Source organism: Porphyromonas sp. oral taxon 279 str. F0450 (genome assembly GCF_000292995.1).
Lineage (GTDB): Bacteria > Bacteroidota > Bacteroidia > Bacteroidales > Porphyromonadaceae > Porphyromonas > Porphyromonas pasteri.
On sequence record NZ_ALKJ01000019.1, the window covers coordinates 401,114 to 425,450 of the forward strand.

The following is a 24,337-nucleotide window of genomic DNA, read 5'->3' on the forward strand; positions in this document are numbered from 1 at the left end:
ATTCTACACAATTACATGAAAGCAATCAAGCAAGTAGCCTCCCTACTCCTGGCTACGATCCTCTCGGTGGGTGCCGTAAGCGCCCAGGGGAAGGCAAAGAGTAAGCAGCCCGCTAAGAGCTACCTACTCGAGACCGCTATCCCTAAGCGCCCCGCTGGGCAGCGAGATGTACTCGGACTCCGTCATGCTCCGATGCCCGTCGTTCGCGTCGGCTTCATCGGGCTGGGTATGCGTGGCCCAGGTGCCGTCGAGCGCTTCACCCAGATCGAGGGCGTAGAGATCAAGGCGCTCTGTGACCTTCATCCCGACCGTGTCGAGAAGAGCCAGGCCATCCTCAAGAAGGCTGGCTTACCCGAAGCAGCTACTTACAGCGGCAGCGAAGACGCATGGAAGCAGCTCTGTGACCGCCCCGACATCGACCTGGTCTACATCGCTACCGACTGGGCACGTCACGCCCCTATGATGATCTATGCTATGCAGAAGGGCAAGCACGTCGCTTGTGAAGTACCAGCTGTGACGACCCTCAAGGAAGCTTGGGACGTCATCAACACGGCAGAGCGCACGCAGCGTCACTGCATGATGCTCGAGAACTGCGTCTATGACTTCTTCGAGCTCACCACGCTCAACATGGCTCAGCAGGGCCTCTTCGGTGACGTCCTCAGCGCCAAGGGTGCCTACATCCACAACCTCGAGCCCTTCTGGAAGTACTACGAAGGCAACTGGCGCCTGAAGTTCAATCAGGAGAATCGCGGTGATGTCTATGCGACACACGGCCTTGGCCCAGCTTGCTGGGTACTCAATATCCACCGTGGCGACCGCATGGAGTACCTCACCTCTATGGACGTACCTGCCACCTCTATCCCCCGCTTCATGAAGAAGGAACTCGGAGTAGAGAATCCCGTAGTCAAGAATGGTGAGATGACTCAGACGCTCATCAAGACAGCTCTTGGCAAGACGATCTACCTCGAGCACAACGTAGCTTCTTACCGCCCATACGACCGTATGTATCAAGTCATCGGTACCGACGGCTTCGCTAACAAGTACCCCAACGAAGGCTATGCTCTCCGCCCCACGGAGCAGAACCTCAAGGCTGTACCTAACCACGAAGACCTCAAGAGCCACGACTACGTCAGCGATGCTACCAGAGATGAGCTGATGAAGAAGTACCAGCACCCCATCCAGAAGGAGATCGCTGAGAAGGCTAAGAAGGTCGGTGGTCACGGCGGTATGGACTTCATCATGGACTATCGTCTGATCTACTGCATGCGCAATGGTCTGCCCCTCGATATGGACGTCTATGACCTCGCTGAATGGTCTGTCATCGGTGACCTGACTCGTCTCTCTCTGGAGCACCAGTCTGCACCTGTTGCCTTCCCCGACTTCACTCGTGGAGCTTGGAAGCGTATCAAGGGCCTTCAGCTGCACTTCGCTAAGTAGTCCTTCGAATACTTTCCCCTAAAGACAGAGCGCCCCGATAAGCCTATCGCTTATCGGGGCGCTCTCTTTATATCAATACCTCAGTGCAACCACAGGTAAAAGTCCTGCCAGTCAGTGAGGATATGCAAGGTCAAGCCGACTGCCAGGACACGTAGCCACCAAGGCCATCCCCAGCGCTCATAGGGCAGGAAGAGCATCACCACATAGAGCCCTACCATCGGATAGGAGTGCAGGAGATGTGTCCCGACACTACAGCGATTCGGGTCAAAGATCGGGCGTGCCAAGAGGTGGTCTACGTCGATCAGCATCGTCGATAGAAGCAGGAGATACACCACCGTCCAGCGACGACGCGGCCAGAGCAGCGCTATCACCAGCGGAAAGACGAAGTGCAGACCATAGTGCACGAGTGTGCGAGCGAGCATAGGAGTGGGAGATAAAAGACTCCCCAGGCACGCCATCATGGGGTCCCTGGGGAGTCGCTATGAAGCGAGAGGAGGAAGGGACTAAGCCTCTTCGCCTGCCTTTTCCTTTTCTACGAGGAGGGCAATCTTCTGCTCCGTCAGATGGATGTCTGCTACGAGAGCATCGCGCTTACGCTCTATCTCGGAGAGGAGCGAAGAGCCCGACTTACTACTGATGTTGAGGCGAGTCAGGTTACTCTCATAGGTCTGGAGCTCGCTACGCAGACGGTCCAGATGACGCTGCATACGGCTGTGCTCGCTCTGCAGCGTGGCCCCCTTACCCTCGAGATTACTCAGCGAAGCGCTATAGCCCGAGAGACGACGCTCCTCACGATGACGGCGTAGCTTGCCATGCAGAGCATCGAGCAGCTCACGATAAGCTGCATTGATAGCCTCACGATCCTTGTTGGGGACGAAGCCAGCCTGCTTCCAGCGTTCGTTGTAGCTATTGAGCAGGTCGCGGAGATTCTCTGGTACTTCGCCTTCATTGATAGCCGTAAGTTCCTTGATGATCTCACGCTTTACAGCCAGGCTCTTGCGAGCTTCGCTGTAAGCCTTGTCTCGGCGGGGAGCTTCCTTCTTCTTACGATCGAAGAAATAGTCGAAGCTGGCACGGAACTCTTCCCAGATCTTCTGGCTGTACTTAGGAGATACGGCACCGAGCTCCTGCCATTCCTTTTGGAGAGCCTTGAGTGCGTTGGTCGTTTCCTCCCAAGCGGTGCTATCCTTCAGAGCAGCAGCACGCTCGATGAGCGCACGCTTCTTCTGCAGGATCTCTTCGGTATGCTCGTGATTAGCCTTGAAGAAGTCATTGCGACGGCGGAAGAAAGCATCGATACCGGCACGGAAGCGCTGGTAGATGGATTCGTTGTCCTTACGGGGAGCACGGCCGATCTTACGCCACTCTTCCTGCATAGCCTTGATCTGCTCGACAGCCTTGTTGAAGGCAGAGTGCGAGGAGAGCGGAGCGGAAGAAAGCAATTCTTCCACCTGCAGACAGAGGCGCTCCTTACCTTGGAGGTTCTCTTCCTCAGTGGCCTTACGCTGGTCGTGGAACTCCTGATGACGCTTATGCTGAGCCGTAGCCAGCTGCTTGAATTCGGTGTTGATCTCCTGACGATGCTCCTTTGATACAGGGCCAAGTTCGTGCCACTGCGCGGTGAGCTCCTGCAGACGGCGATAGGCCGCGATCGTATCCTTCACGCTATCGAGCTCACGGAGCTCTGCAAGGATAGCCTGCTTTGCCTCCAGATTCTTCTTGAAGTCGATCTGGCGCAGGTCATCGTTGATAGCCTTGAGATCATAGAACTGATCACGTAGCTCATAGAAACGGCGGTTGAGTACAGTGGCATCCTTGGGATCCAGTTGCCCCAGGGCATTCCACTCATCACGGATAGCAGTGAAAGTCGAGTAAAGGCTCCCAAATTCAGCGCCTTCCTCATTACTCTTGAAGAGATCCTCGAAGCGCTGAAGGAGGGCTTCCTTCTTGACCTTGTTTTCAGCATAGAGCTGCTCTAAGGCCTCCTGACGCTTCTTGTCGTGCTCACGGAAGGTCGAGAGTAGGCCTTCGAGGCGGAGCTCCTGCACTTCGAAGGATTCACGTTGCTCCGTGTCATTAGGATCAAGGCGTTCACGACGACGAATGAATTGACCACGGATATTCTCGACGAGCTTACGCTCAGGAAGTTCTTCTTGTTGGAGGAGTACAGCCAAATGATCGACGAGCTCCTGAGGGCTCATAGACTGGTAGGAGGGAGTCTGATCGAGTGGTGTAGCCGCGTCTTGTGCTGCGGGGGCAGTGTGGTCAAGCTGTGCTTGGTCTGGTGTCTGGAGTTCCATAGTCATTCTCTTCTATATTATAGTGCTATCCCATCCCTACTCTACCCCCTGGAGAGACTGTATGCAAAAGCCTTCGAAGAGGTATAATAAGGACTGAAAATCTTGCTCACTACAAAGCTAAACATTTTTTTCCTTTTGCCCCAATTCTCCAGCCAGGGCTCCCGCTTCAAAATGCAGCCTGCGCATAGACTACCTCGAGCAAGTACTCGGATTTTGATGCGGGAGCCCTGCTGCTTTCTAAGTGCATTGCTATAGCTAAGCTCAACACAGCTTTTCAATTGACCTACCTTGGGAGGAAGTGAAGCGAAGCAATTGAAAGGTAAAACTGCTGCAATAGTTGTTTGATCTCAGACCAGTAGTCACTCCAAGTACAAACCAATAGTCGTTCATATACGAAACAAATAGTCGTTTAGCCCCTGAACTTATAGTCATTCGCACGCAGATCAGTAGTCGTTTACGAATCGACTCAAGCGACGTAGACAGCCACTCAGGTAGCACCCATCTTACGACGAATAGCACTGTAGAAAGTATCTCAAAACGGGATACCACCAGTTCACTATGTATCAATCACTTTGCCTCCTATCCCAAGCCGCTCTGCAATAGAGTAAAATCAAACCAGTACTGGTCGGCGTTCTGACCCGTACTGGTCACGAAGCGAAGTAGTACTGGTCACTATTACCAACCAGTACTGGTCAACTCGTCGAGCAGTACTGGTTACTTTACCCTCCCATAGCTATACATTCCATAGAGCCATATCAAGGCAAGCTACCACCCTCTAAAAGACGCCCTTCGCAAGCCTGACAAACCTCCTCAAGAGAAATATCTGTGAGGGCATCAAAAGCAGGATTGAAGTCGCAACATTTTGAAGCAAATAACGTACCTTTGCGTGTTCATTAAAGACAAGTCAACTACCTATAGATGGAATATAACTTTAGAGCTATCGAAGCACGCTGGCAAGCGTACTGGCGAGCAGAAGACGTATATCGTGTCACGGAAGATCCCAGCCGCCCCCCTTATTACGTCCTGGACATGTTCCCCTACCCCTCGGGAGCAGGCCTGCATGTCGGTCACCCATTAGGCTATATCGCCTCGGACATCTTCGCCCGCTACAAGCGACTTCGTGGCTTCAATGTACTCCATCCCATGGGTTACGATGCCTTCGGGCTTCCCGCTGAGCAGTATGCGATCCAGACGGGGCAGCACCCTGAAGTAACGACTACGGAGAATATCCGTCGCTACCGTGAGCAGCTGGATCAGATTGGCTTCAGCTTTGACTGGTCACGCGAAGTACGCACCTCCGATCCCGAGTACTATAAGTGGACGCAGTGGGTCTTCATCAAGCTCTTCCACTCCTATTATAATAATGCTACAGGCAAGGCTGCTCCTATCTCTGAGCTCATCGCCCACTTTGAGGCCGAAGGGACTAAGGGAATCAATGTAGCCGAAAGCGAAGCGCTCTCCTTCACCGCCGAAGAATGGCGTAGCTGGGATAAGAAGAAGCAGATGCAGACCCTGATGAACTATCGTCTGGCCTACCTCGGAGAGACGATGGTCAACTGGTGTGCTGCTCTCGGCACTGTACTGGCCAACGACGAAGTCCACGACGGTGTGAGCGAACGCGGAGGCCATCCCGTAGAGCAGAAGAAGATGCAGCAGTGGTGTCTGCGCGTCTCGGCCTATGCTGGCCGCCTACTCGACAGCCTCAACGACCTCGAGTGGAGTGAATCCCTCAAGGAATCACAGCGCAACTGGATCGGTAAGAGCGAAGGTGCAGAGGTTCGCTTCCCTCTCGTGGGTGGTGATGGAGCAGAGCTCTCCGTCTTCACTACGCGTGTCGATACGATCTATGGGGTTACCTTCATGGTCTTAGCCCCCGAGAGTGACTATGTACCCATGGTCACTACCGCCGAGCAGCAGGCTGCCGTAGACGAATACCTGGCAGCCACTCGCCGCCGCACCGAGCGTGACCGTCTCTCTGATCGTCGCGTCTCTGGGGTCTTCTCTGGCTCCTATGCGACTAATCCGCTGACAGGCGAAGCGATCCCCATCTGGATCAGTGACTACGTCTTAGCAGGCTATGGGACGGGAGCCGTCATGGCCGTACCCGCTCACGACAGCCGAGACTTTGCCTTCGCTCGTCACTTCGGCCTGCCTATCATTCAGGTTGTCGTCCCCGAAGGCGAAGAAGCTACCGATCCTGCGACTTGGGAGGAATCCAAGGACAGCAAGAGCGGTGTACTCATCAACTCAGGTATCATCACTGGTCTCTCCGTCACGGATGCCATCGCCAAGATGAAGGCACACATCACGAGCGAAGGGCTGGGACAGGTCAAGACGAACTATCGTCTGCGTGATGCTATCTTCAGCCGCCAGCGCTACTGGGGCGAGCCCTTCCCCATCTATTATGATGCCGAGGGGACAGCCCATACCATCAGCGAAGATGAACTGCCCCTCTGCCTCCCCGAGGTAGATAAGTTCCTCCCCACCTCCGATGGTCAGCCCCCTCTTGGTCGTGCTAAGGGTTGGCACACCGCCGAAGGCTTCCCCTACGAGCTAAGCACAATGCCAGGCTTCGCTGGTAGCTCCGCCTATTACCTCCGCTACATGGATCCACACAATGACAAGGCACTTGTCGGTCGCGATAAGAATGCCTACTGGCGCCATGTAGACCTCTACGTCGGAGGTGCAGAGCATGCTACCGGTCACCTCATCTATAGCCGCTTCTGGAATAAGTTCGTCTATGACCTCGGCCTCGTCGTAGAGGATGAGCCCTTCCGCAAGCTGGTCAATCAGGGGATGATCCAGGGTCGCTCCAACTTCGTCTACCGCATCAAGGACACGAATACCTTCGTCTCCCTCGGCCTCAAGGATCAGTACGACACGACCCCCATCCACGTGGATGTGAATATCGTCTACAACGACCAGCTCGATCTCGAAGCCTTCCGTGCTTGGCGCCCCGAGTACGCTACGGCTGACTTCATCCTCGAGGATGGCAAGTACATCTGCGGATGGGCCGTCGAGAAGATGAGTAAGTCGATGTACAATGTCGTCAACCCCGATATGATCGTCGAGCGCTATGGTGCCGACACGCTCCGTCTGTATGAGATGTTCCTCGGTCCTCTTGAGCAGAGCAAGCCTTGGGACACCAATGGTATCGACGGCGTACACCGCTTCCTCCGCAAGCTGTGGGGGCTGTACTACTCTGCCGACGGCCTACGTGTCACTGACACACCCGCTACCAAGGAAGAACTCAAGAGCCTGCACAAGCTGATCCGCAAGGTGACGCAGGACGTCGAGCAGTTCTCCTTCAATACCTCCGTAGCTGCCTTCATGATCTGTATCAACGAGCTGCAGGGTCTGAAGACGTCTTCTCGCGAGGTACTCCAGCCTCTCCTCATCCTCCTCGCCCCCTTCGCTCCTCACATCGCCGAAGAGCTCTGGCATGCCATCGGTGAAGAGACGACCATCGTCGCTGCCCAGTGGCCCGAGTATGATGAGAAGCTCCTCGTCGAGGATAGCTTCAAGTACCCCGTGAGCTTCAATGGGAAGACACGCTTCACCATCGAGCTGCCACGTGAAGCATCTCAGGATGAGATCCGCGCGGCCGTACTTTCGGCTGACGAAGCACAGAAGTGGCTCGAGGGCAAGACTCCTAAGAAGGTCATCATCGTCCCCGGCCGCATCATCAACATCGTATTATAGTAATCACAATAGCTTAACCTCTACCAACCTCACTAACAAGTAACAATGGCACAGAATTTCAATCTGCTGACGTTCCTCGGCCAGAAGTTCAAGGATCTCTTCCATGAACTCTCTCATCAAGCGGTCTCCAAGTACTTCTGGAAAGACCTCCTGATCGTGCTGATGGGTGTACTCCTCTACACTGTAGGCTTCAGCTTCCTCATCTATCCGCAGCGTGTCACCACGGGAGGGCTCATGGGGATCTGTAACATCATCACGATCATCACAGGGATCAAGGTTGACATCCCGTACAACATCATCAACATCAGCCTCCTTGTCATAGCCTTCCTCTTCCTGGATAAGAACTTCTTCATCAAGACCCTCATCGGGATTGGTCTCCTTGCTGTGCTCGTGCCCATCGCTACGCGTACCGCTATTCCCGACCCACGTGTCGAAGAGCTGTGGCATCTGATGGTCCTCAAGGATCAGCCTCTGCTGGCTCTCATCCTCGGGTCTATGATGTGTGGTCTCGGGCTGGGGCTCATCTTCTCTGTGAATGGTAGCTCTGGGGGGACGGATGTCATCGTCGCACTCATCAGCAAGTACCGCAATATGTCCTTCGGGCGCATCTTCGTCGCAGTGGACGGTACGGTGGTACTCTTCTCTTACTTTGCCAACGTCTATCTGGCAGACATCAAGATCGACCCGCTGGTGGCCTTTGACAAGCTCGTCATGTCCTTCATCGAGGTCGTACTCCTGGCGATGACGATGGACTGGTACACGAGTGGCAACCGCCAGTCGGTGCAGTTCATGATCTTCAGCTCGAAGTATCAAGAGATCAATGATGCGATCACCTCTCGTCTGCGTCGTGGCTGTACCCTGCTCGAAGCTACGGGGGGCTACACGGGCCAGCCTCAGAAGGTCCTCCTCGTCGTAGTGCGCAAGCAGCAGTCTGTAGCTATCTCGCGCATCATCGAAGAGATTGACCCCAAGGCCTTCGTCTCCAATGGAGCTGTAAAGGGCGTCTATGGCGAAGGCTTCGAAAGCCTCAAGAAGATCAAGTAAGCCCGATCTCCCTATACCTTATAATATAAGCCCCACCCCATCAAGGCACAGAGCCGTAGGGGTGGGGCTTTTATGTATCTGCCTATATCAGATAAGGTAGTGACACTATATATCCTTATCTTTGCGAGCATAACATAGTCACAAATAATACTACCACATCATGGCTATCATCCAAAGCGTATTAGATACAGACCTCTATAAGTTCACCACGAGCTATGCCTACTCCAAGCTCTACCCTCGAGCCTATGGGCAGTTCCGCTTCATCGACCGTGAGAAGACGACCTACCCTCAGGGCTTTGCCGAAGAGCTAAAGAAGGAGATCCAAGAGATGTCTAAGCTCGCCCTGACTAAGGACGAGGCGAGCTTCCTATATCGCGAACTCCCCTACCTCCCCCCGACGTACATTGACTTTGTACGAGGCTTCCGCTTTGACCCCGAGGAAGTAAAGGTTGAGCAGGATGCTGAGGGCCACCTGTCTATCATCGCCGAAGGCCTGCTCTATCGCGTCACACTTTGGGAGACGCCTATCCTTGCTCTCGTGAGCGAGCTCTACTATAAGATGCTCGGTGCTCAGCCCGACATGGAGTACACCGAGCGCACGATCATCAGCAAGGCTCGTAAGCTCGCTGAGCACGGCATCACGTTCTCAATGTTCGGTATGCGTCGTCGCTTCAGTGCTGCTATCGAAGACCGCGTGACGGAGCTTCTCAAGGAGCACGCTGCTGGCTACCTTTTCGGCACGAGCAACGTCTACTATGCTTATAAGCATGGCCTTCGCGTATCGGGGACTCATCCCCACGAGTGGATTCAGTTCCACGGCGCTATGTTCGGCTACAAGATGGCTAACTACATGGCTATGGAAGACTGGATCAATGTCTACGACGGAGACCTCGGTACGGTACTTACAGATACCTACACGACGGATGTCTTCATGCGCAACTTCAGTAAGAAGCACGCTATGCTCTTCACCAGCCTGCGCCACGACAGCGGGGATCCACTCCAGTTCACGGAGAAAGTCATCGCTCGCTACCGAGAGCTGCGCGTAGACCCCACCATCAAGTACATCATCTTCTCCGATGGCCTCGATCCTGAGCGCGCTATCGAGATCGCCAACTATTGCAAGGGCCGTATCGGTGCCAGCTTCGGTATCGGCACGAACTTCTCCAATGACGTCGGCAATGGTGTGCGCCCTATGAACATCGTCATGAAGCTCTGGAAGTGCAAGATGACAGAGAAGGAGCGCTGGAATCCCTGCGTCAAGCTCAGCGACGTCGATGGCAAGCACACCGGTGAGCCCGAAGAGATCGAGCTCGCTCAGCGTACTCTCGGGCTGCCCGTACAGATATAGTACCTGTGGTTAGCTCACGGAGACGCGTCTGCCTCTACTTTGGCTCGTTCAATCCACTGCATCGTGCCCACCTACATCTGGCACAGTTTGCGCTGGATAGCCTGCCGTGCGATGAAGTATGGCTCGTGCTGAGCCCGCTCAACCCACTCAAGGACCGTGCATCACAGCTCCCCTTCGCTTGGCGAGCAGACTATATACGCCGTCCCATACACGGTGAGCCACGCCTACGACTGATCACGCTGGAGGAGCTACTGCCGCTACCCCACTATACGGTGCGGAGCATAAGAGCGCTACGCCTCCTCTATCCCGAATATGACTTCTCGCTCCTTATCGGGAGTGACAACCTCCGCCTCATAGACCGCTGGTATGACTACCAGCGGCTCTTGAGGATTATCCCCCTGCACGTCTATCCTCGCCCAGGCTATCCGCTGGAGGACATTGACCCTGCAGCCCTTCCCGAAGCGATGCTACATCTCCACCCCGAAGCTCCACAAATGGACTTGGCTGCGACCGAGCTACGTGAAGCTGCACTGAGTGGAGAAGACCGCAGCGCTGAGACAGCTGTCCCCGAGCTCTGGGAAGAGCTCCGAGCACAGCTTCTTTCCCTACAATCCTAATAAGTATCCCTATGACCCCACGTCTAACTTTCCTCCCCGAGTGGGTGGAGCAAGACCTCGTCCTGATCTCTTGGCCCAATGAGACGATGGACTGGGCTTCGCGCTTGCCCCAAATAGAAGCTTGCTACAAGCAGATGGCTGAGAGCATCCTCGCCTACGAAGACCTCCTCATCCTCGCCAAGGATCCCGAGCATGTGCGCAGCCTCCTCTCTGACCGCGAGCACAAGCACGAGCTCTTCATCATGGAGATGGACTGCAATGATACCTGGTGCCGCGACTATGCTCCCCTCTCGCTCCTGCTTACGGACGAAGAGGGCAACGAGCGCCCCATGATCGTGGACTTCACCTTCAACGGCTGGGGAATGAAGTTCGCAGCCGACAAGGACAACTTGATTACGCGTGCCCTCTACCTCTCGCGTGCCTTCGTCCCCGAGACGGCATATACCAATGCCCTTAGCCTTGTCTTCGAAGGCGGCGGTATCGAAAGTGATGGCGCTGGGACGCTACTCTCTACCGAGAGCGTAATCGTCGAGCCCAACCGCAATGCGGGCGTCGATGACGAAGCCCTCCGTCAGTACCTCATTGAGATCCTGGGGGGCGAGCGTCTCCTTACGCTCACCAACGGCCAGATCGAGGGCGACGATACCGACGGGCATATCGACACGCTCGCTCGCTTCCTCACTCCGACGACCATTGCCTATGTCAGCTGCGAAGATCCTAAGGATAGCCACTACCACGAGCTGGAGCGCATGAAGAAGGAGCTCGAAGCACTGCGTACGAAGGACGGTGCTCCCTACGAGCTTATCCCTCTGCCCCTGCCTCCCGCCCTGCATGATGAGGAAGGAGAGCGCATACCCGCCACGTATGCCAACTTCCTCTTCGTCAATGGTGCGCTCCTCGTACCTACCTACGACGTCGAGACCGATGCCGTAGCACTTGAGCGCCTGAAAGCTGCTGTACCCGACCGCGAGATCGTCGCCGTGCCCAGCCGTGCACTCATCTACCAGCATGGTAGCCTACACTGCGCCACGATGCAGTTCCCCCGTGGCTTCATCAACAAGAATAAGTGGAGATAAGACCTATGTCCGAAAAGAGAATACTTCGCGTCGGCCTCATTCAGCAGGCCAACACCGCCGACCACTCCGACAACAAGCGCCGTCTGAAGGAAGCCATCCGCTCGGCAGCAGCCCAAGGCGCAGAGCTGGTCGTACTGCAAGAGCTTCACAACGGCCTTTACTTCTGCCAGACGGAGGATGTCAACGTCTTCGACCAAGCGGAGCCCATCCCTGGGCCAAGCACGGAGGAGTTCGGTGCGCTGGCTGCCGAGCTGGGGATCGTCTTAGTCCTCTCGCTCTTTGAGCGTCGTGCCGCAGGCCTGTACCACAATACCTCCGTGGTCTTGGAGCGCGACGGCTCCATCGCTGGGAAGTATCGCAAGATGCACATCCCCGATGACCCCGCCTACTACGAGAAGTTCTACTTCACCCCTGGGGATCTGGGCTTCGAGCCCATCGAGACCTCTGTCGGTACGCTCGGTGTACTCGTCTGCTGGGACCAGTGGTATCCCGAAGCAGCCCGCCTCATGGCACTCTCGGGAGCCGAGATGCTCATCTACCCCACGGCTATTGGCTACGAAAGTAGCGACGTCGTCGAAGAGCAGAGCCGTCAGAGCGATGCCTGGCAGCTCGTCCAGCGCGGTCACGCCGTAGCCAATGGCCTCCCCGTGATCGCGGTGAACCGTGTGGGCCACGAAGAAGACCCATCGGGTCAGACCAAGGGTATCCGCTTCTGGGGTCATAGTTTCGTCGCTGGCCCACAGGGGGAATTGCTCTGCGAGCTGGGGCAAGAAGAAGCGATCCAGATCGTCGAAGTCAACCTCACCCGAAGCGAATCGGTACGCCGCTGGTGGCCCTTCCTGCGCGACCGACGCATTGATTACTTCGAAGACCTTACGAAGCGCTACCGCAAGTAGTCGCCCTATCCCCTAAAAGCCAAAGCGCCCCGCCCGCAGACAGACCTGCAGGCGGGGCGCTTTACTATGCAAATACCGAGGAAATATCACGCCATATATGCGGGCATTCCACGGTGTATATACGGAGGGAAATTTCCGTATATACAGAAAGATTTTTTCGTATATGCAGAAATTTATTTTCGCATATACGGAAATTTAGCGGCGCATATACGGAAATTTAGCGGCGCATATACGGAAGTTTTACGCCCCATATACGATCGCTTCCTCGGGCGCTTAGAATTAAAGGGCTGACTTCGCCAGTGCGAAATCAGCCCTTTAATTCTATGCCTACTTCCGAGAGCGGAAAGGCTTATGAGCGTACCTCTGCTTGGGGAGTGCTACTTCTTGCGAGGCGCATTACCCTTGCGGATCCAGTCAAGGCTCACACGCGTGAAGTAGATATCGAAGCCGGGGTTATCATCCTCTTCGCTGATGATCCCGATCGTCCCGTCGGGGAAGATCATCAGTTCGCTATAGACCGACTCGCCACGGCAGAGCTCACGCGAATAAGGCCAAGTCTTACCCTCGTCTTCGCTAAGGAAGATTTTCAGGTGGTCGCGCGTGGCGCTGGCGGGGAGGGTGTGCAGAAGGAGGTTTGCATTCTTCTTGCTACCGACGGGTGCGTAGCGGGCGAAGCCACCATTACAAGCATTACCCATCAGTTCATTCCACTGCTTGGGCTCAGACCACGTCTTGCCGCCATCGCTGGAGTGTACGTAGGTACGCGCATTCAGGCCACCAGCACGATTGCGGCAAGAGACCAGCAGCGAGCCGTCGGAGAGCTCGACGATCTTTGACTCGTCGCCATTGACGCGAGCGGTCTCGGAGATCTGCCATGTCTTCCCCTGGTCGTCAGAGTAAGCCAAGACGTTATCAGCGCGTCCCCCCCAAGCCTCCTCCGTACGGATAGCCGCAACGAAGATGATGCGGCCCGTGGAGGTAATGATCCCGTTGCCCGAAGCGAAGAAGCCACCGTACTCGAAGCGATCACGGTAGATAGACTTCGTGATATTGGTCACAGGCTCCCATGTGCGGCCACCATCTGTGCTCTTAGTGAAGTACATCTGGATAGGATGCGTGGCATGCGAAGGATAATGCCAAAGACCAGCGCCACCGACCATCACCATGTAGATCGTACGTCCGTCGGTAGCCATGGCAGCATCACCGTAGCCGTGCTCAGACGTACCGCGAGCCACCGTGATAGGCGCACTCCAAGTCTTACCATCATCTATCGAGCGCTTGATCTCCACGTCGATATCTCCTGGCAGGTCATTGACATTCTTCTTGCGGCGGTCAATGCTTGCCACGAGGGTTCCATCCGAGAGACGGACGACACCGGGGATACGGTAGTGCAGTGAGCCACCTTCGCCAGGTGCCCAGACCAAGCTACGCTGCAGGACGATACCATGGCGGTGCTCCTTCGCATCGGGGAGTGCAGAGAGCTCATAGCTCGACGTCTTCAGCGCACTAAGGCGAGAGACGACTTCCCCACCCTCCTGCGCCGAAGGGGCTATATCACAGACAACCCAGAAGGCATCATCGCTCGAGATCGTCGTACGTGGAGAGAGATCGAGTTTGACGCGAGAAGCACGCTTGACGGGCGCAGAGGCTACGAGCTGCCCGGGCGTGCGATGGTCAAAGCGATCCTTGTTCTTCGTGCGATAGAGCTTCAGCTGACGGACATCCTTAATACGGGAGGTACCGCTGAGATCAATCGTCACGGACTCCAGCGTAGAGCCGACAGCCACGGGGAGCGTAAAGGTGAAGAGCGCTTGGTCGAAGCCACGCCCGATGAGGCTGGCATTCGTCCCATGCTCTTGATAGCGCGCCGTGCTATCCGGACTAACACTCACGAGGGCGATCGTGCTACTAGCTGCTGCGGGAAGGGAAGTCCCCGAGGCAAGCAGCAAGCAAGCCGAGGCTAAGAGGAAGGTCTTCATAAAGGGTTATGATGGGTTAGTGATAAATTCTTCGAACTCAAACGTCAGGTCGTCAGCGAACTCGCGCTGCACGGGAGCTTCTCCCTCAGCCCAAGCCTTGAGGAGCGGCGAGGCAAGGACTTCGCTACGTAGCGCCTCATCCGAGCGTCCCCAGCGCTTGAGCATAAGCAGAGCCGTGCGCTGAAGAGGCGTGGGGAAAGGCACTTCGCTATCGGAGAGGATCTCCAGGACTTCCGAGAGCAAGCGCTTGCGGTGCGCTTCATGCTCGATGTGGAAGCCCTGCGAGAGCCAGCGTGCTAAGATCGTAAAGGCCACGGGGAGTAAATCTTCCCAGCGCTGTGAATGCTCTGTGAAGATCCAGTCAAGCGCCCAATAGGGAGCCTCGGGTATGCGGTCAAAGAAGTGCTTTGCCAGATAGTCACGCAGCTCAGGGTTAGAGAAGGATGAGAGAGCCAGCTGCGTAGCCACTTCGTACGTCACGGCCTCCTCGGGATAGATAAGCTGCCCGATGATCTTCAGCTCACGCACATCTCGGCTGAGGATATAGCGAGCCAGATCGGCAGACTTCGGCTGCTTCTCCGCCAGGCGAAGGATATAGTCCAGCGTAAGGCCAAAGTTGATGCCGTAATAAAGCCCCTTCGAGCGCATAGACGAAGCGACTTGCCCGTCCATAGCATGGCGCAGACTTCCGCGTAGAGCCTTAGCCGCCTCCAGTGTAGCATCGGAGGGCTCGGGGTGACGAACCTGCTCGGCTGTCGTTGGATCTTCGGGGAGCGTGGCATACTCACGGCTGTAGCGAAGCATCTGCTCGGCATAGCCTTCGGTATAGGTCGCACGGACATCGGTGATACCGCCTTCGGCATCGTAGACAAGCTCAAGGCGGGGATTGACAAAGCCCTTGTAGGGGGCGATATTAAGCGTAGCGTAGCGACGCAGCACCTCGGCGTGAAGCTTGGGATCTACGTCGATAGCGTAGCGCTCCACTAAGGCGCGACCTGCAGGCTGATCTCCCTCGCTCTTGATACGTTGTACCTCAGCCAGAAGTTCGGCGATGATGGGGCGAAGAGCTGCATAGTCGTGGACGATAAGCTCCAGGCCGCGAAGCTCAGCAGCGCCCGAAGCAGTGGCACGCTCCAGTACGTAGCGAGCGATGAGAGCACGATTGCGCATGTGGGCTTCCTCAAGGACGTGCCCTGGGCGAATACGTACAAGCTGCGTGACAAGCCCGTTGAGCAGGTAGCGATAGTAGCATGCCTTGTACGCCTCCGTATCGGGAAGGAGCCCCAACTCTACGAGATACTCATCAGCCATATAGTATAGGGCAAAGAGATCGGCACGTGCCTCCTCCAGCGTCGAATGGTAAGCGCCGAGAGCATCAGGCGAGACGCCGTCCAGGAGCTTTCCTGAGCCGTGCCCCAAGCATTCGTGCAGGTCGGTATGTAGGTGCTCCGTCACCCCTTCGTACTTCTCAAGCAGGGCACGGGTAGCAGGATCGGGGACGAAGGCAGCATCCATCCCGCTGTGACGAGCTGCCAAGCGATAGGCTTCGTGGATATTGTCGATGGTGACGGACTTCGATCCGTAGGTCGCACGTATCCAGTCAGCGTTCGGAAGATTGATACCGATGGGCGTAGCGGGATAAGAGTCGCCAGCGAGCATAGCTACCGAGACGACCGTAGCGGATACGCCACGGGGATTCTCCTTCTTGAAGCGGGCATCAATGGGAGCATGCGCTTCGAACCACGCAGCCTCACTGCAGATCTTCACCGTACGCTCGCTCGCCTTCTCGTCACGGATATGCACGAGCGATTCCCACATCCCCTTCATCCCGAGGGGGTCAGTATAGACTTCGGTGAAGCCATTGATGAAGTCCACGACAGGCTCCGTATCGCCGACCCAATGGATAGAATAGCGGTTGTACTCCTCCAGCTCACCCTTCTTGTAGTATTCGATGAGCGAAAGAATAGTCTTGCGCTGGGCTTCGCTCTCAGCATAAGCCACAGCGGCCTTGAGGTGGGCGATGATCTGGCTCAAGGCCTCACCGTAGAGCCCGTCCTGCTTGTAGACCTCTTCGTAGAGCTGGCCGTCTTCGGTCTTTGCTAAGCGGCTATTCAGGCCGAGAGAAGGAGGCTCTTGGCGCTCCTCTTCGGTGAGGTAGTCATAAGCTGCACGGTAGAAGGCTTCGGCCTCGGCTTGCGTGACGTCGGGAGCATAGAAGTTCGCCGAAGAAGCTTGCACCAGGTCGCCTTCGCCACTCTGTACCGTGCGGCGTGGCTCACGCTCGGGGTCGAAGACCACTGCGAGGAGCTCGTCAAGCTCTCTCCCACGGAAGCGGAGGAGCTGTCCTTTGCTTCGCTGTAGCTCTTCGATGCAGCTACGGAGATAGGCTTCGGAGAAATGCGGCTCGAACTTCTCCGAGCCGTAGTGGTGATGGATGCCCGAGGAGAACCACAGGCGGAAGAGATATTCCTCCACACCACGGAAGTCCACACTCGTACGATCGCCTTCGTAGCCGAGGTAGATGCCCTCGAAGAGCGCACGCAAGCGCAGGCCATAGCGCCCATTTTGGTCGAAGGTAATATCGCGGCCAGCAAGGGCAGCTTCACTTAAATGGTAAACAAAAAGCTTGCGCTCCAGTGGCAAGGTTTCGAAGCCTGGGATCTCATAGCGGAGGATCTCCACGTCGGCAAAGCGAGTCACAGAGGCCCCATGGGCACTCGTATAGGTATCTGTTTGCATCAATTCTAAGCGGATAAAGGTGTCCCCACGTCTGGGGCTTGCCTAAGCAAAGATACCGAATAAGAGGCCATTCCCCGAATTTCCCCGTGTAGACAGGGAAAAAAGGCTTCACTCCCCTCCCCTCATAAGGAGCTTTTAGACGAAAGGTATATACCCTTCGAGCAAATAGTATATACCCTTCGAGCAAATGGTATATACCTTTCGAGCAAATGGTATATACCTTTCGACAGCGAGGTATATTCCTCACGACAGCGAGGTATATTCCTCACGACAGCGAGGTATATTCCTCACGACAGCGAGGTATATTCCTCACGACGGCGAGGCATATTCCTTACGACAGCGAGGTATATTCCTCGCAAAGCGCCCAGACTTTACTCACTCCGCAAGTGGCCTTACACAAAGCGCCGCTCCCCCACTGACGGGCTTCGTCAGTGAGGGAGCGGCTGGAGGCTTTCCTCGAAGGGAATAAAGGCAGAGACCTTAGAGCGAGCGAACGAATTCCACGATACGCTCAGCGTGTGCCTTCGCCTCGGCAGGCACGTTCGGATTCGTCAGAGCCATCTGACCATAAAGCGGGAAGGCACCCTGATAGTCCATACCACAGAAGCCAGCCGAAGCCTTGAGCGCTGCAGGCAGGACTTCGCCCAGCTCCCCTGCGAAGGTCGCTGCGCCAACGCCGGTCGTATAGGAGTGAATGAACTTCTTTCCACGGAGCTTGCCGCCCGTGCTACCATAGGCGAAACCATACTGGAAGACTTTGTCCATATAGTGCTTGAGGCCTGCTGGCATGTTGAACCAGAAGATGGGATGGTGGAAGATGATAACGTCAGCTTCTACCAAGCGCTGCTGCTCAAGGGCGATATCGATGGGAGCACAGTTGGGGTAGATCTCTTCGAGATTACGAACCTCAAAGTCAGGCTGTGCCTTGAAGACGTCAAGGATAACCTTCCCAGCGTGGCTGGTGTCGTGATAAGAGTGCGAATAGATAACAAGTACTTTCATTGGGGTAAATATTTGGATGCGCTACGACTGCAGCGCATAGAGATAATACGTGGGGGCGGACTTTTGTTCATAGCCAGTGCCCGACCAAATAGCAGTCGGGCCGACTCCCAAGGGAATCGGCCCGACTTGATTCTGTATGTGGTGCGAAGGAGCAGGTACTCCGTCGCGACTTAGAACTCTGCGTTGCGAGGCGTACGGGGGAAGGGAATGACGTCGCGGATGTTAGCCATACCCGTGACGAAGAGCAGCAGGCGCTCGAAGCCCAGACCGAAGCCCGAGTGAGGAGCCGTACCGTAGCGACGTGAGTCAAGGTACCACCAGAGGTCCTTCTCGGGAACACCTACCTCCTGTGCACGCTGTACGAGCTTGTCGTAGTCAGCTTCACGCTCGGAGCCACCGATGATCTCCCCGATCTTGGGGAAGAGGACGTCCATACCGCGGACGGTCTTGCCGTCGTCGTTGAGCTTCATGTAGAAGCTCTTGATTTCCTTAGGATAGTCGGTGACGATGACGGGGCGCTGGAAGTGCTCTTCTACGAGATAGCGCTCATGTTCGCTCGCCAGGTCGGCCCCCCAATAGACGGGGAACTCGAACTTGCGACCAGCCTTGACCGCTGCCTCGAGGATCTCGATCCCCTCGGTATAGGTCATACGCTTGAAGGGCTTATCCAGTACGAAGCGCAGACGATCAATGAGCTCCTTGTCGAAGTGCTCAGCGAGGAACGTCAGGTCATCCATACAGTGATCAAGCGCCCACTGCACGCAGTACTTGATGAACTCCTCAGCCAGATCCATATTCTCCTGGATCTCGAGGAAGGCTACTTCGGGCTCGATCATCCAGAACTCTGCGAGGTGACGAGGTGTATTGGAGTTCTCCGCACGGAACGTTGGCCCGAAGGTGTAGATACCGCCGAGTGCCAGCGCAGCCATCTCACCCTCGAGCTGACCCGATACGGTGAGCGACGTATGACGAGCGAAGAAGTCTTCCTTATAGTCGATCTGACCGTCTTCGGTACGTGGGAGGTTGTCCAAGTCGAGTGTCGTGACCTGGAACATCTGCCCAGCACCTTCGGCATCACTCGCCGTGATCAGCGGCGTGTGCACATAGAAGAAGCCACGCTCATGGAAGAACGTATGGATAGCGATCGACATGTGGTGACGCATGCGATAGATCGCCCCAAAGGTATTCGTGCGAGGACGCAGGTGGGCGATCTCACGGAGGAACTCCAGCGAGTGCCCCTTCTTCTGCAGGGGATAGGTAGCGGGATCTGCCGTCCCGAGGACTTCGAGTTCGTTTGCTTGTATTTCTACGCTCTGCCCCTGACCTTGAGAGGCGACGAGTTCGCCGACCACGCTGAGGCTTGCTCCCGTGGTGATCTTAGCGAGGAGATCAGCGTCGAAGCGCGTGAGGTCGACGACGATCTGGATATTATGGATCGTCGAGCCGTCATTCAGTGCGATGAAGCTAATAGCCTTATTGCCACGGCGGGTACGGACCCAGCCCTTGACGTTCACTTGCTGTCCAACGAGTGAGCCCTGAAGAAGCTCGATGATTCTGGTACGTTTCATAGATGTATGATTGAGTGGTGTGTGCGAGGTGAGATGTCGACAAGTAGCTATTACTCGAAGGAACCCATACGCAGGTTGTTGACCTCCTGCTCTGTGAGGTAGCGCCAGCGACCTCGGGGCAGGTTCTTCTTTGTCAGACCAGCGAAGTAGACGCGGTCCAGCTTGACGACGTGGTAGCCCAGGTGCTCGAAGATACGACGGACGATACGGTTACGACCCGAATGGATCTCAATACCTACCTGGCTCAAGTCCTCTTCGCTGACGTAGCTGAGTGCGTCAGCATGGATCTCACCATCCTCGAGCTCAATACCCTCAGCGATGCGCTGCATATCCTCCACAGAGACGGGCTTATCCAGCCATGCGTGATAGATCTTCTTCTTCATGAAGGAGGGGTGCGTGAGCTTACTGGACAGATCACCGTCATTCGTGATGAGGATGACGCCCGTAGTATTGCGGTCAAGACGACCGACAGGATAGATACGCTCTTCGCAAGCGCCCTTGACGAGATCCATCACCGTACGACGGCATTCGGGGTCGTCGCTCGTGGTGACACAGTTCTTAGGCTTATTAAGAAGGATATAGACCTTACTCTGGGTCGAGACACACATGCCCTTATACATGACTTCGTCGATACGGGTAACACGTGAGCCCAGCTCTGTGACAACGACGCCATTTACCGTGATCTCACCTGCGGCGATGAGGGCATCCGCCTCACGGCGTGAGCAGACCCCAGCGTTAGCGAGGAACTTATTGAGACGCAGATCCTGCGATGGATCGACGATCTCCTCGTACTTTACGGGTACGGGGAGCTGTGGCTGCTTCTTTTTCTTCTTTGCCTTAGGTGCTGCAGATGGACCGCCCTTCTTGGGACCCTTGCCTGCATACTTCCCCCTATGAGGCTGACCCTCACCGGGCTGACCTGGGGCTACAGAGCGATGGGGGCGCTCGGAGCGGTTGTAGTTGTAGCTATAGCGGCCATCGGCACGCTCAGCCTGATAGCGCTCTTCGTAGCGAGAGCGCTCTACCGAGGAGGAGTAAGAGCCGTCGTAGTTGGAGTGCTCTGCACGCGAGGGGCGAGCAGCAGGACGTCCAGTGTGCATCTGCTGCTCCTCTTCGGAGACGATGAAGACGCGTCTGCGTCGTGTGGGGGTCCCTGAGTTAGGGGTGGATGAGATGTGCTGTCCATCGGTAGAGGCCGCAGGTACGCGTCGCGCGCGAGTAGCTGGGCGCTGGGTAGTCTCCTCGGAGCTACTGTGGTTTGGTCGAGGAGCGAACTCCTTTTCGTCTGCCATGTGGGGTCTTGTTTTGTATACTTATACTTGTCTGAGGGTGTTGAGGACAGCCTCTCGGCTCTCCACTGGTCTGTCGTCCAGATAAGCCCATCAGCCACTCACCCTCTTGGTGCAGGGCCGTCATAGGGTCTGTGGGCTCCAAATATCTGTGGCAAAGATAATAAGATTATATGATATATAGGGTCCGCGAGAGCACTATAAATAAAGGCAATGAGGCGCATAGGAGTGATACACCTATGCGCCTCTTCTTATAGGGGGAGTCTATGCTCGGAGAGCTTAGATGATCGAGTGCTTCTTCGTGAACTCGACGATCTCGTCGATATAGCCGAAGGCAAGACCCGTGACCGTATCTGCACAGCCGTAGTAGATGGCGATACGACCCGTCTCAGCATCGTGTAGAGCGGCACAGGGGAACGTCACGTTGGGGACATCACCCATGCACTCATACTGCTCACGAGGAGAGATGAGGTAAGGGCCAGAGCGGAACTTCACCTTCCAAGGCTCATCGAGATCAAGCAGCGCAGAGCCAAAGGCATAGACGAAGCCATTGCACGAAGCCAGTACGCCGTGGTAGATCAGGAGCCAGCCTTCGCTCGTCTCGATGGGGATAGGACCTGCACCGATCTTCGTGCACTGCCATGCACTATCCTCGAAGGGAGCAGGAGACATGACGTGACGGTGACGGCCCCAGTACTCGAGGTCGGGAGATTCGCTGTAGAAGATATCACCGAAAGGCGTGTGACCATTGTCGCTGGGGCGGCTAAGCATAGCGAAGTTGCCATTCAGCTTACGGGGGAAGAGGACACCATTACGGTTGAAGGGAAGGAAGGCATTCTCCAGCTGATGGAAGGTCTTGAAGTCGAAGGTATAGGCGACACCGATCGTAGGACCGTGGTAGCCATTACACCACGTGACATAGTAGCGGTCTTCGATGAAGACGACACGAGGGTCGTAGCCATAGACCCACTCACCGATCTCCTTGTCTTCGCATTCGAAGGTCAGAGGCTCGGGGTTGATATTCCAGTTGATCGCGTCATCGCTGAAGCCGACGTGCAGACGCATACGGCGGTTCGTATCGTCGCAGCGGAATACCCCTGCATAGCCTTCGCCGAAGCGAACAACAGCGCTATTGAAGATGCTATTGGAGGTAGGCAGCAGGTCGCGTGGGATGATGGGGTTGGCACTGTAGCGCCAGACGACATCCTTACAGCCTTCGGGACGATCTTCCCAAGGCATGTTGGGTAGGGCTTGCCCTACGATCTTAAGTTCACTCATTGTACGTACTATATAATATTGGAGTAGTTGAGAATCTATTTTGAGTCGGACTTCTTAGCCTCTACTGCGTGAGCAAAGGGCAGGCGAATCGCCATGATGATAGCTGGCAGCGTGACCAAGAGGACGATGATGAAGAAGGTCTGGTAGCCGAAGGCCGTCGCGAGCTTACCGCTGAGCATCCCTGGCACCATGACACTCAGGTTCATCAAGCTATTAGCAAAAGCATAGTGAGCCATCTGATACTTCCCTGGAGCGATCTGCTGCATCATGAAGAGCGTGATCCCGACGAACCCGAAGCCATAGCTGAAGTATTCGAAGACGATACCCGTACCGATCCACCAGAGGTTAGAGGGCTGGAAGATAGCCAAGATCAGGTAGACAGCGAAGGGAATATTGAAGATACAGACCAGCGAGAAGAGTGTCTTCTTCAGACCAAAGTGCGAGATATAGTAGCCTGAGAGGATGGAGCCGAGGATAAAGGCAATCGTACCTGCCGTGCCATAGATCAGACCATAGTTCTCATTGGAGAGTGCTATCCCACCCTTAGAGATCTCATCCTTGAGGAAGATCGGAGCGATCTTCATCGCAAGGCCTTCGCCCAAGCGATAGAGGAAGATGAAGATCAGATAGAGATAGATGTGCTTCTTCTCAAAGAATGAGATGAAGACCTGAACGAGCTCCTTCCAGCTCTCGTCCGCAGAGCGGCGTACGCGTGCAGCTTCGCGGGGAAGGCTACGCATATGATATAGCGCAAGTGCGAGCATCAGCACAGCACAGATCCCCATGATGACCATCCAAGCCTTCTCCAGCCCCATACTCTTCGAGAGGTAGCCAGCCAGATAGACAAGCCCGCCATTAGTCAGGATCTTAGCGAGGTTATAGAAGGCACCTTGCCAGCCAGCGAACTGTCCCTGCTCTGCTGGGCTCAACTCCTGCATATATACCCCGTCCCCAGCGATATCGTGCATAGAGCCACTAATAGCCAGCACCCCCATCAGAGCGATAGAGATAGAGAAGAAGCTCGGCAGGGGTAGCGAGAAGCAAACCAAGCCGAACATCAGGGCTGAGATCGCTTCGGTGATATAGATATACTGGCGCTTCGTCCCGAAGAGCTCCATAACGAGGGAGAAGAGGGGCTTCAGCGACCAAGGTAGGACTAAGAGCGAGGTCCAGAAAGTCACCGCCTCCTTGTCAATACCGAGGTCAGTGAACATGAGGACGGAGACAAGCGAGAGAGCAACGTATGGTAGCCCCATACCGAAGTAGACGCTGGGTACCCAAGCAATGGGGTTACGTCGCTTCGCGCGGGACACCTCTGTAGTAAGGGTTTGTTCTTCCATATAATAATGATGAGTAAGCGTGCTATTGTTCCAAATTCGAAGTGCCCAAAGATAGCAAAAAAGCGCCGACACCCAGTGGATCTCTGCAGGCTTTGAAGGCAAGCCAAAGAGATGCATTAGATAACCCTATCTGATGCGCAGGCAGTCGTACCTTTTTTCGCTACGCTGAAAGTAGTTTACCCACGAGCGAAGCACAAGGCCATCTCTTCACAGCTTGCACTCTCCTCCTTCGGACTTCTCAGCTTAAAGCCTCCGATTTCCAAGGGTAGAAGGTACGAGTAATGAAAAGGCGGGCTTGCACAATGGTCTGAATAGGTATATGGGTGCGTGGAGTAGAGCTATATAGCTTTGGACTGATTCCTATATAGCTTTGCTTGGATTCCTATATAGCTTTCGGTGCGAAGCTATATAGCTTTGTGAGGTGATCTATATTTAGGTTGTTGCTCCACGTAGGGGTAAAAGTTACGGACGAGTGGCAGATAAGTTTGGGCTACGTACGTGGATCTAATATCTACGTACGTGGATATTTGGACTGACGTGCCTGGTCTTTAAGACTACGTGCATAGATAGAAGAAAACTACTACGGGAAGACGCTTTTCTCTTCACGAGAAGGACACTTTTCCCTCCGCTGGATAACGAGGAATACGCGCGATAGGGCGAAGGGCTTATGTATCTCTTCGGAGAGGCATATCGGTGTGAGCTGGGCGTTCGATGCCTTAGCA

At 55.3% G+C, this 24,337-nt stretch carries 16 protein-coding genes; 7 read left to right on the forward strand and 9 right to left on the reverse strand.

Features of this window, described 5'->3' with window-relative positions; translation table 11 throughout:
- Positions 1 to 15 precede the first annotated feature (15 nt).
- Positions 16 to 1,437 (forward strand): Gfo/Idh/MocA family protein, encoded by a 1,422-nt coding sequence (locus HMPREF1323_RS05515; protein ID WP_009433065.1) that lies wholly within the window; start codon positions 16 to 18, stop codon positions 1,435 to 1,437.
- Between the two features lie 80 nt (positions 1,438 to 1,517).
- Here the strand turns inward: HMPREF1323_RS05515 and HMPREF1323_RS05520 are convergent, their stop codons facing one another.
- A complete protein-coding gene (locus HMPREF1323_RS05520; RefSeq protein WP_009432976.1) occupies positions 1,518 to 1,859 on the reverse strand; it encodes a DUF6122 family protein in 342 nt (113 codons plus the stop codon).
- 81 nt (positions 1,860 to 1,940) lie between these two features.
- The gene (locus tag HMPREF1323_RS05525) at positions 1,941 to 3,737 is read right to left on the reverse strand and encodes a DUF349 domain-containing protein (protein ID WP_009432968.1); all 1,797 of its coding nucleotides are present in this window, start codon (positions 3,735 to 3,737) and stop codon (positions 1,941 to 1,943) included.
- A 918-nt stretch (positions 3,738 to 4,655) separates the two neighbouring features.
- On the opposite strand from HMPREF1323_RS05525, the gene leuS reads away from it, so the two are divergent.
- From leuS to HMPREF1323_RS05555, 6 genes are all read left to right on the forward strand, one after another.
- Positions 4,656 to 7,439, forward strand: a complete 2,784-nt coding sequence (gene leuS, locus HMPREF1323_RS05530; protein WP_009433058.1) for a leucine--tRNA ligase — start codon at positions 4,656 to 4,658, stop codon at positions 7,437 to 7,439.
- A 45-nt stretch (positions 7,440 to 7,484) separates the two neighbouring features.
- Complete coding sequence (locus HMPREF1323_RS05535) at positions 7,485 to 8,483, forward strand: YitT family protein (RefSeq protein WP_009433201.1); 999 nt, start codon at positions 7,485 to 7,487, stop codon at positions 8,481 to 8,483.
- 160 nt (positions 8,484 to 8,643) lie between these two features.
- Positions 8,644 to 9,831 (forward strand): nicotinate phosphoribosyltransferase, encoded by a 1,188-nt coding sequence (gene pncB, locus HMPREF1323_RS05540; RefSeq protein WP_009433137.1) that lies wholly within the window; start codon positions 8,644 to 8,646, stop codon positions 9,829 to 9,831.
- Between the two features lie 5 nt (positions 9,832 to 9,836).
- Entirely contained in the window at positions 9,837 to 10,448 is a 612-nt protein-coding gene (locus HMPREF1323_RS05545) for a nicotinate-nicotinamide nucleotide adenylyltransferase (RefSeq protein WP_009433170.1), read from the forward strand.
- 11 nt (positions 10,449 to 10,459) lie between these two features.
- Positions 10,460 to 11,524 carry an agmatine deiminase family protein gene (locus HMPREF1323_RS05550; RefSeq protein WP_009432893.1) on the forward strand — a complete coding sequence of 355 codons (1,065 nt, stop codon included), beginning with the start codon at positions 10,460 to 10,462 and terminating at the stop codon, positions 11,522 to 11,524.
- 5 nt (positions 11,525 to 11,529) lie between these two features.
- Positions 11,530 to 12,420 carry a carbon-nitrogen hydrolase gene (locus HMPREF1323_RS05555; RefSeq protein ID WP_009433156.1) on the forward strand — a complete coding sequence of 297 codons (891 nt, stop codon included), beginning with the start codon at positions 11,530 to 11,532 and terminating at the stop codon, positions 12,418 to 12,420.
- Between the two features lie 377 nt (positions 12,421 to 12,797).
- Here HMPREF1323_RS05555 and HMPREF1323_RS05560 read toward each other — a convergent pair whose 3' ends face one another.
- The 7 genes from HMPREF1323_RS05560 to HMPREF1323_RS05590 form a co-directional block, all read right to left on the reverse strand.
- Positions 12,798 to 14,399, reverse strand: a complete 1,602-nt coding sequence (locus HMPREF1323_RS05560) for a sialidase family protein (protein ID WP_009433014.1) — start codon at positions 14,397 to 14,399, stop codon at positions 12,798 to 12,800.
- Between the two features lie 6 nt (positions 14,400 to 14,405).
- On the reverse strand, positions 14,406 to 17,138 hold the full coding sequence (locus HMPREF1323_RS05565) for a dipeptidyl-peptidase 3 family protein (protein ID WP_009432935.1): 2,733 nt from the start codon (positions 17,136 to 17,138) through the stop codon (positions 14,406 to 14,408).
- Between the two features lie 480 nt (positions 17,139 to 17,618).
- The gene (locus HMPREF1323_RS05570) at positions 17,619 to 18,140 is read right to left on the reverse strand and encodes an NAD(P)H-dependent oxidoreductase (protein WP_009751918.1); all 522 of its coding nucleotides are present in this window, start codon (positions 18,138 to 18,140) and stop codon (positions 17,619 to 17,621) included.
- A 170-nt stretch (positions 18,141 to 18,310) separates the two neighbouring features.
- Positions 18,311 to 19,708: an asparagine--tRNA ligase gene (gene asnS / locus HMPREF1323_RS05575; RefSeq protein WP_009433100.1), complete on the reverse strand. Its 1,398-nt coding sequence runs from the start codon at positions 19,706 to 19,708 to the stop codon at positions 18,311 to 18,313.
- A 50-nt stretch (positions 19,709 to 19,758) separates the two neighbouring features.
- Entirely contained in the window at positions 19,759 to 21,000 is a 1,242-nt protein-coding gene (locus tag HMPREF1323_RS09110) for a pseudouridine synthase (RefSeq protein ID WP_009433007.1), read from the reverse strand.
- A 276-nt stretch (positions 21,001 to 21,276) separates the two neighbouring features.
- A complete protein-coding gene (locus tag HMPREF1323_RS05585; RefSeq protein WP_009433021.1) occupies positions 21,277 to 22,275 on the reverse strand; it encodes a glycoside hydrolase family 130 protein in 999 nt (332 codons plus the stop codon).
- Positions 22,276 to 22,310: 35 nt separating this feature from the next.
- Positions 22,311 to 23,615, reverse strand: a complete 1,305-nt coding sequence (locus tag HMPREF1323_RS05590; protein ID WP_044124079.1) for an MFS transporter — start codon at positions 23,613 to 23,615, stop codon at positions 22,311 to 22,313.
- Positions 23,616 to 24,337 lie beyond the last annotated feature (722 nt).

What these genes read in the sequence shown, in the direction of transcription:
- HMPREF1323_RS05515 (WP_009433065.1), top strand. Translation starts at nt 16, where the DNA reads ATGAAAGCAATCAAGCAAGTAGCCTCCCTACTCCTGGCTACGATCCTC.
- HMPREF1323_RS05520 (WP_009432976.1), bottom strand. Translation starts at nt 1,859, where the DNA reads ATGCTCGCTCGCACACTCGTGCACTATGGTCTGCACTTCGTCTTTCCG.
- HMPREF1323_RS05525 (WP_009432968.1), bottom strand. Translation starts at nt 3,737, where the DNA reads ATGGAACTCCAGACACCAGACCAAGCACAGCTTGACCACACTGCCCCC.
- leuS (WP_009433058.1), top strand. Translation starts at nt 4,656, where the DNA reads ATGGAATATAACTTTAGAGCTATCGAAGCACGCTGGCAAGCGTACTGG.
- HMPREF1323_RS05535 (WP_009433201.1), top strand. Translation starts at nt 7,485, where the DNA reads ATGGCACAGAATTTCAATCTGCTGACGTTCCTCGGCCAGAAGTTCAAG.
- pncB (WP_009433137.1), top strand. Translation starts at nt 8,644, where the DNA reads ATGGCTATCATCCAAAGCGTATTAGATACAGACCTCTATAAGTTCACC.
- HMPREF1323_RS05550 (WP_009432893.1), top strand. Translation starts at nt 10,460, where the DNA reads ATGACCCCACGTCTAACTTTCCTCCCCGAGTGGGTGGAGCAAGACCTC.
- HMPREF1323_RS05555 (WP_009433156.1), top strand. Translation starts at nt 11,530, where the DNA reads ATGTCCGAAAAGAGAATACTTCGCGTCGGCCTCATTCAGCAGGCCAAC.
- HMPREF1323_RS05560 (WP_009433014.1), bottom strand. Translation starts at nt 14,399, where the DNA reads ATGAAGACCTTCCTCTTAGCCTCGGCTTGCTTGCTGCTTGCCTCGGGG.
- HMPREF1323_RS05565 (WP_009432935.1), bottom strand. Translation starts at nt 17,138, where the DNA reads ATGCAAACAGATACCTATACGAGTGCCCATGGGGCCTCTGTGACTCGC.
- HMPREF1323_RS05570 (WP_009751918.1), bottom strand. Translation starts at nt 18,140, where the DNA reads ATGAAAGTACTTGTTATCTATTCGCACTCTTATCACGACACCAGCCAC.
- asnS (WP_009433100.1), bottom strand. Translation starts at nt 19,708, where the DNA reads ATGAAACGTACCAGAATCATCGAGCTTCTTCAGGGCTCACTCGTTGGA.
- HMPREF1323_RS09110 (WP_009433007.1), bottom strand. Translation starts at nt 21,000, where the DNA reads ATGGCAGACGAAAAGGAGTTCGCTCCTCGACCAAACCACAGTAGCTCC.
- HMPREF1323_RS05585 (WP_009433021.1), bottom strand. Translation starts at nt 22,275, where the DNA reads ATGAGTGAACTTAAGATCGTAGGGCAAGCCCTACCCAACATGCCTTGG.
- HMPREF1323_RS05590 (WP_044124079.1), bottom strand. Translation starts at nt 23,615, where the DNA reads ATGGAAGAACAAACCCTTACTACAGAGGTGTCCCGCGCGAAGCGACGT.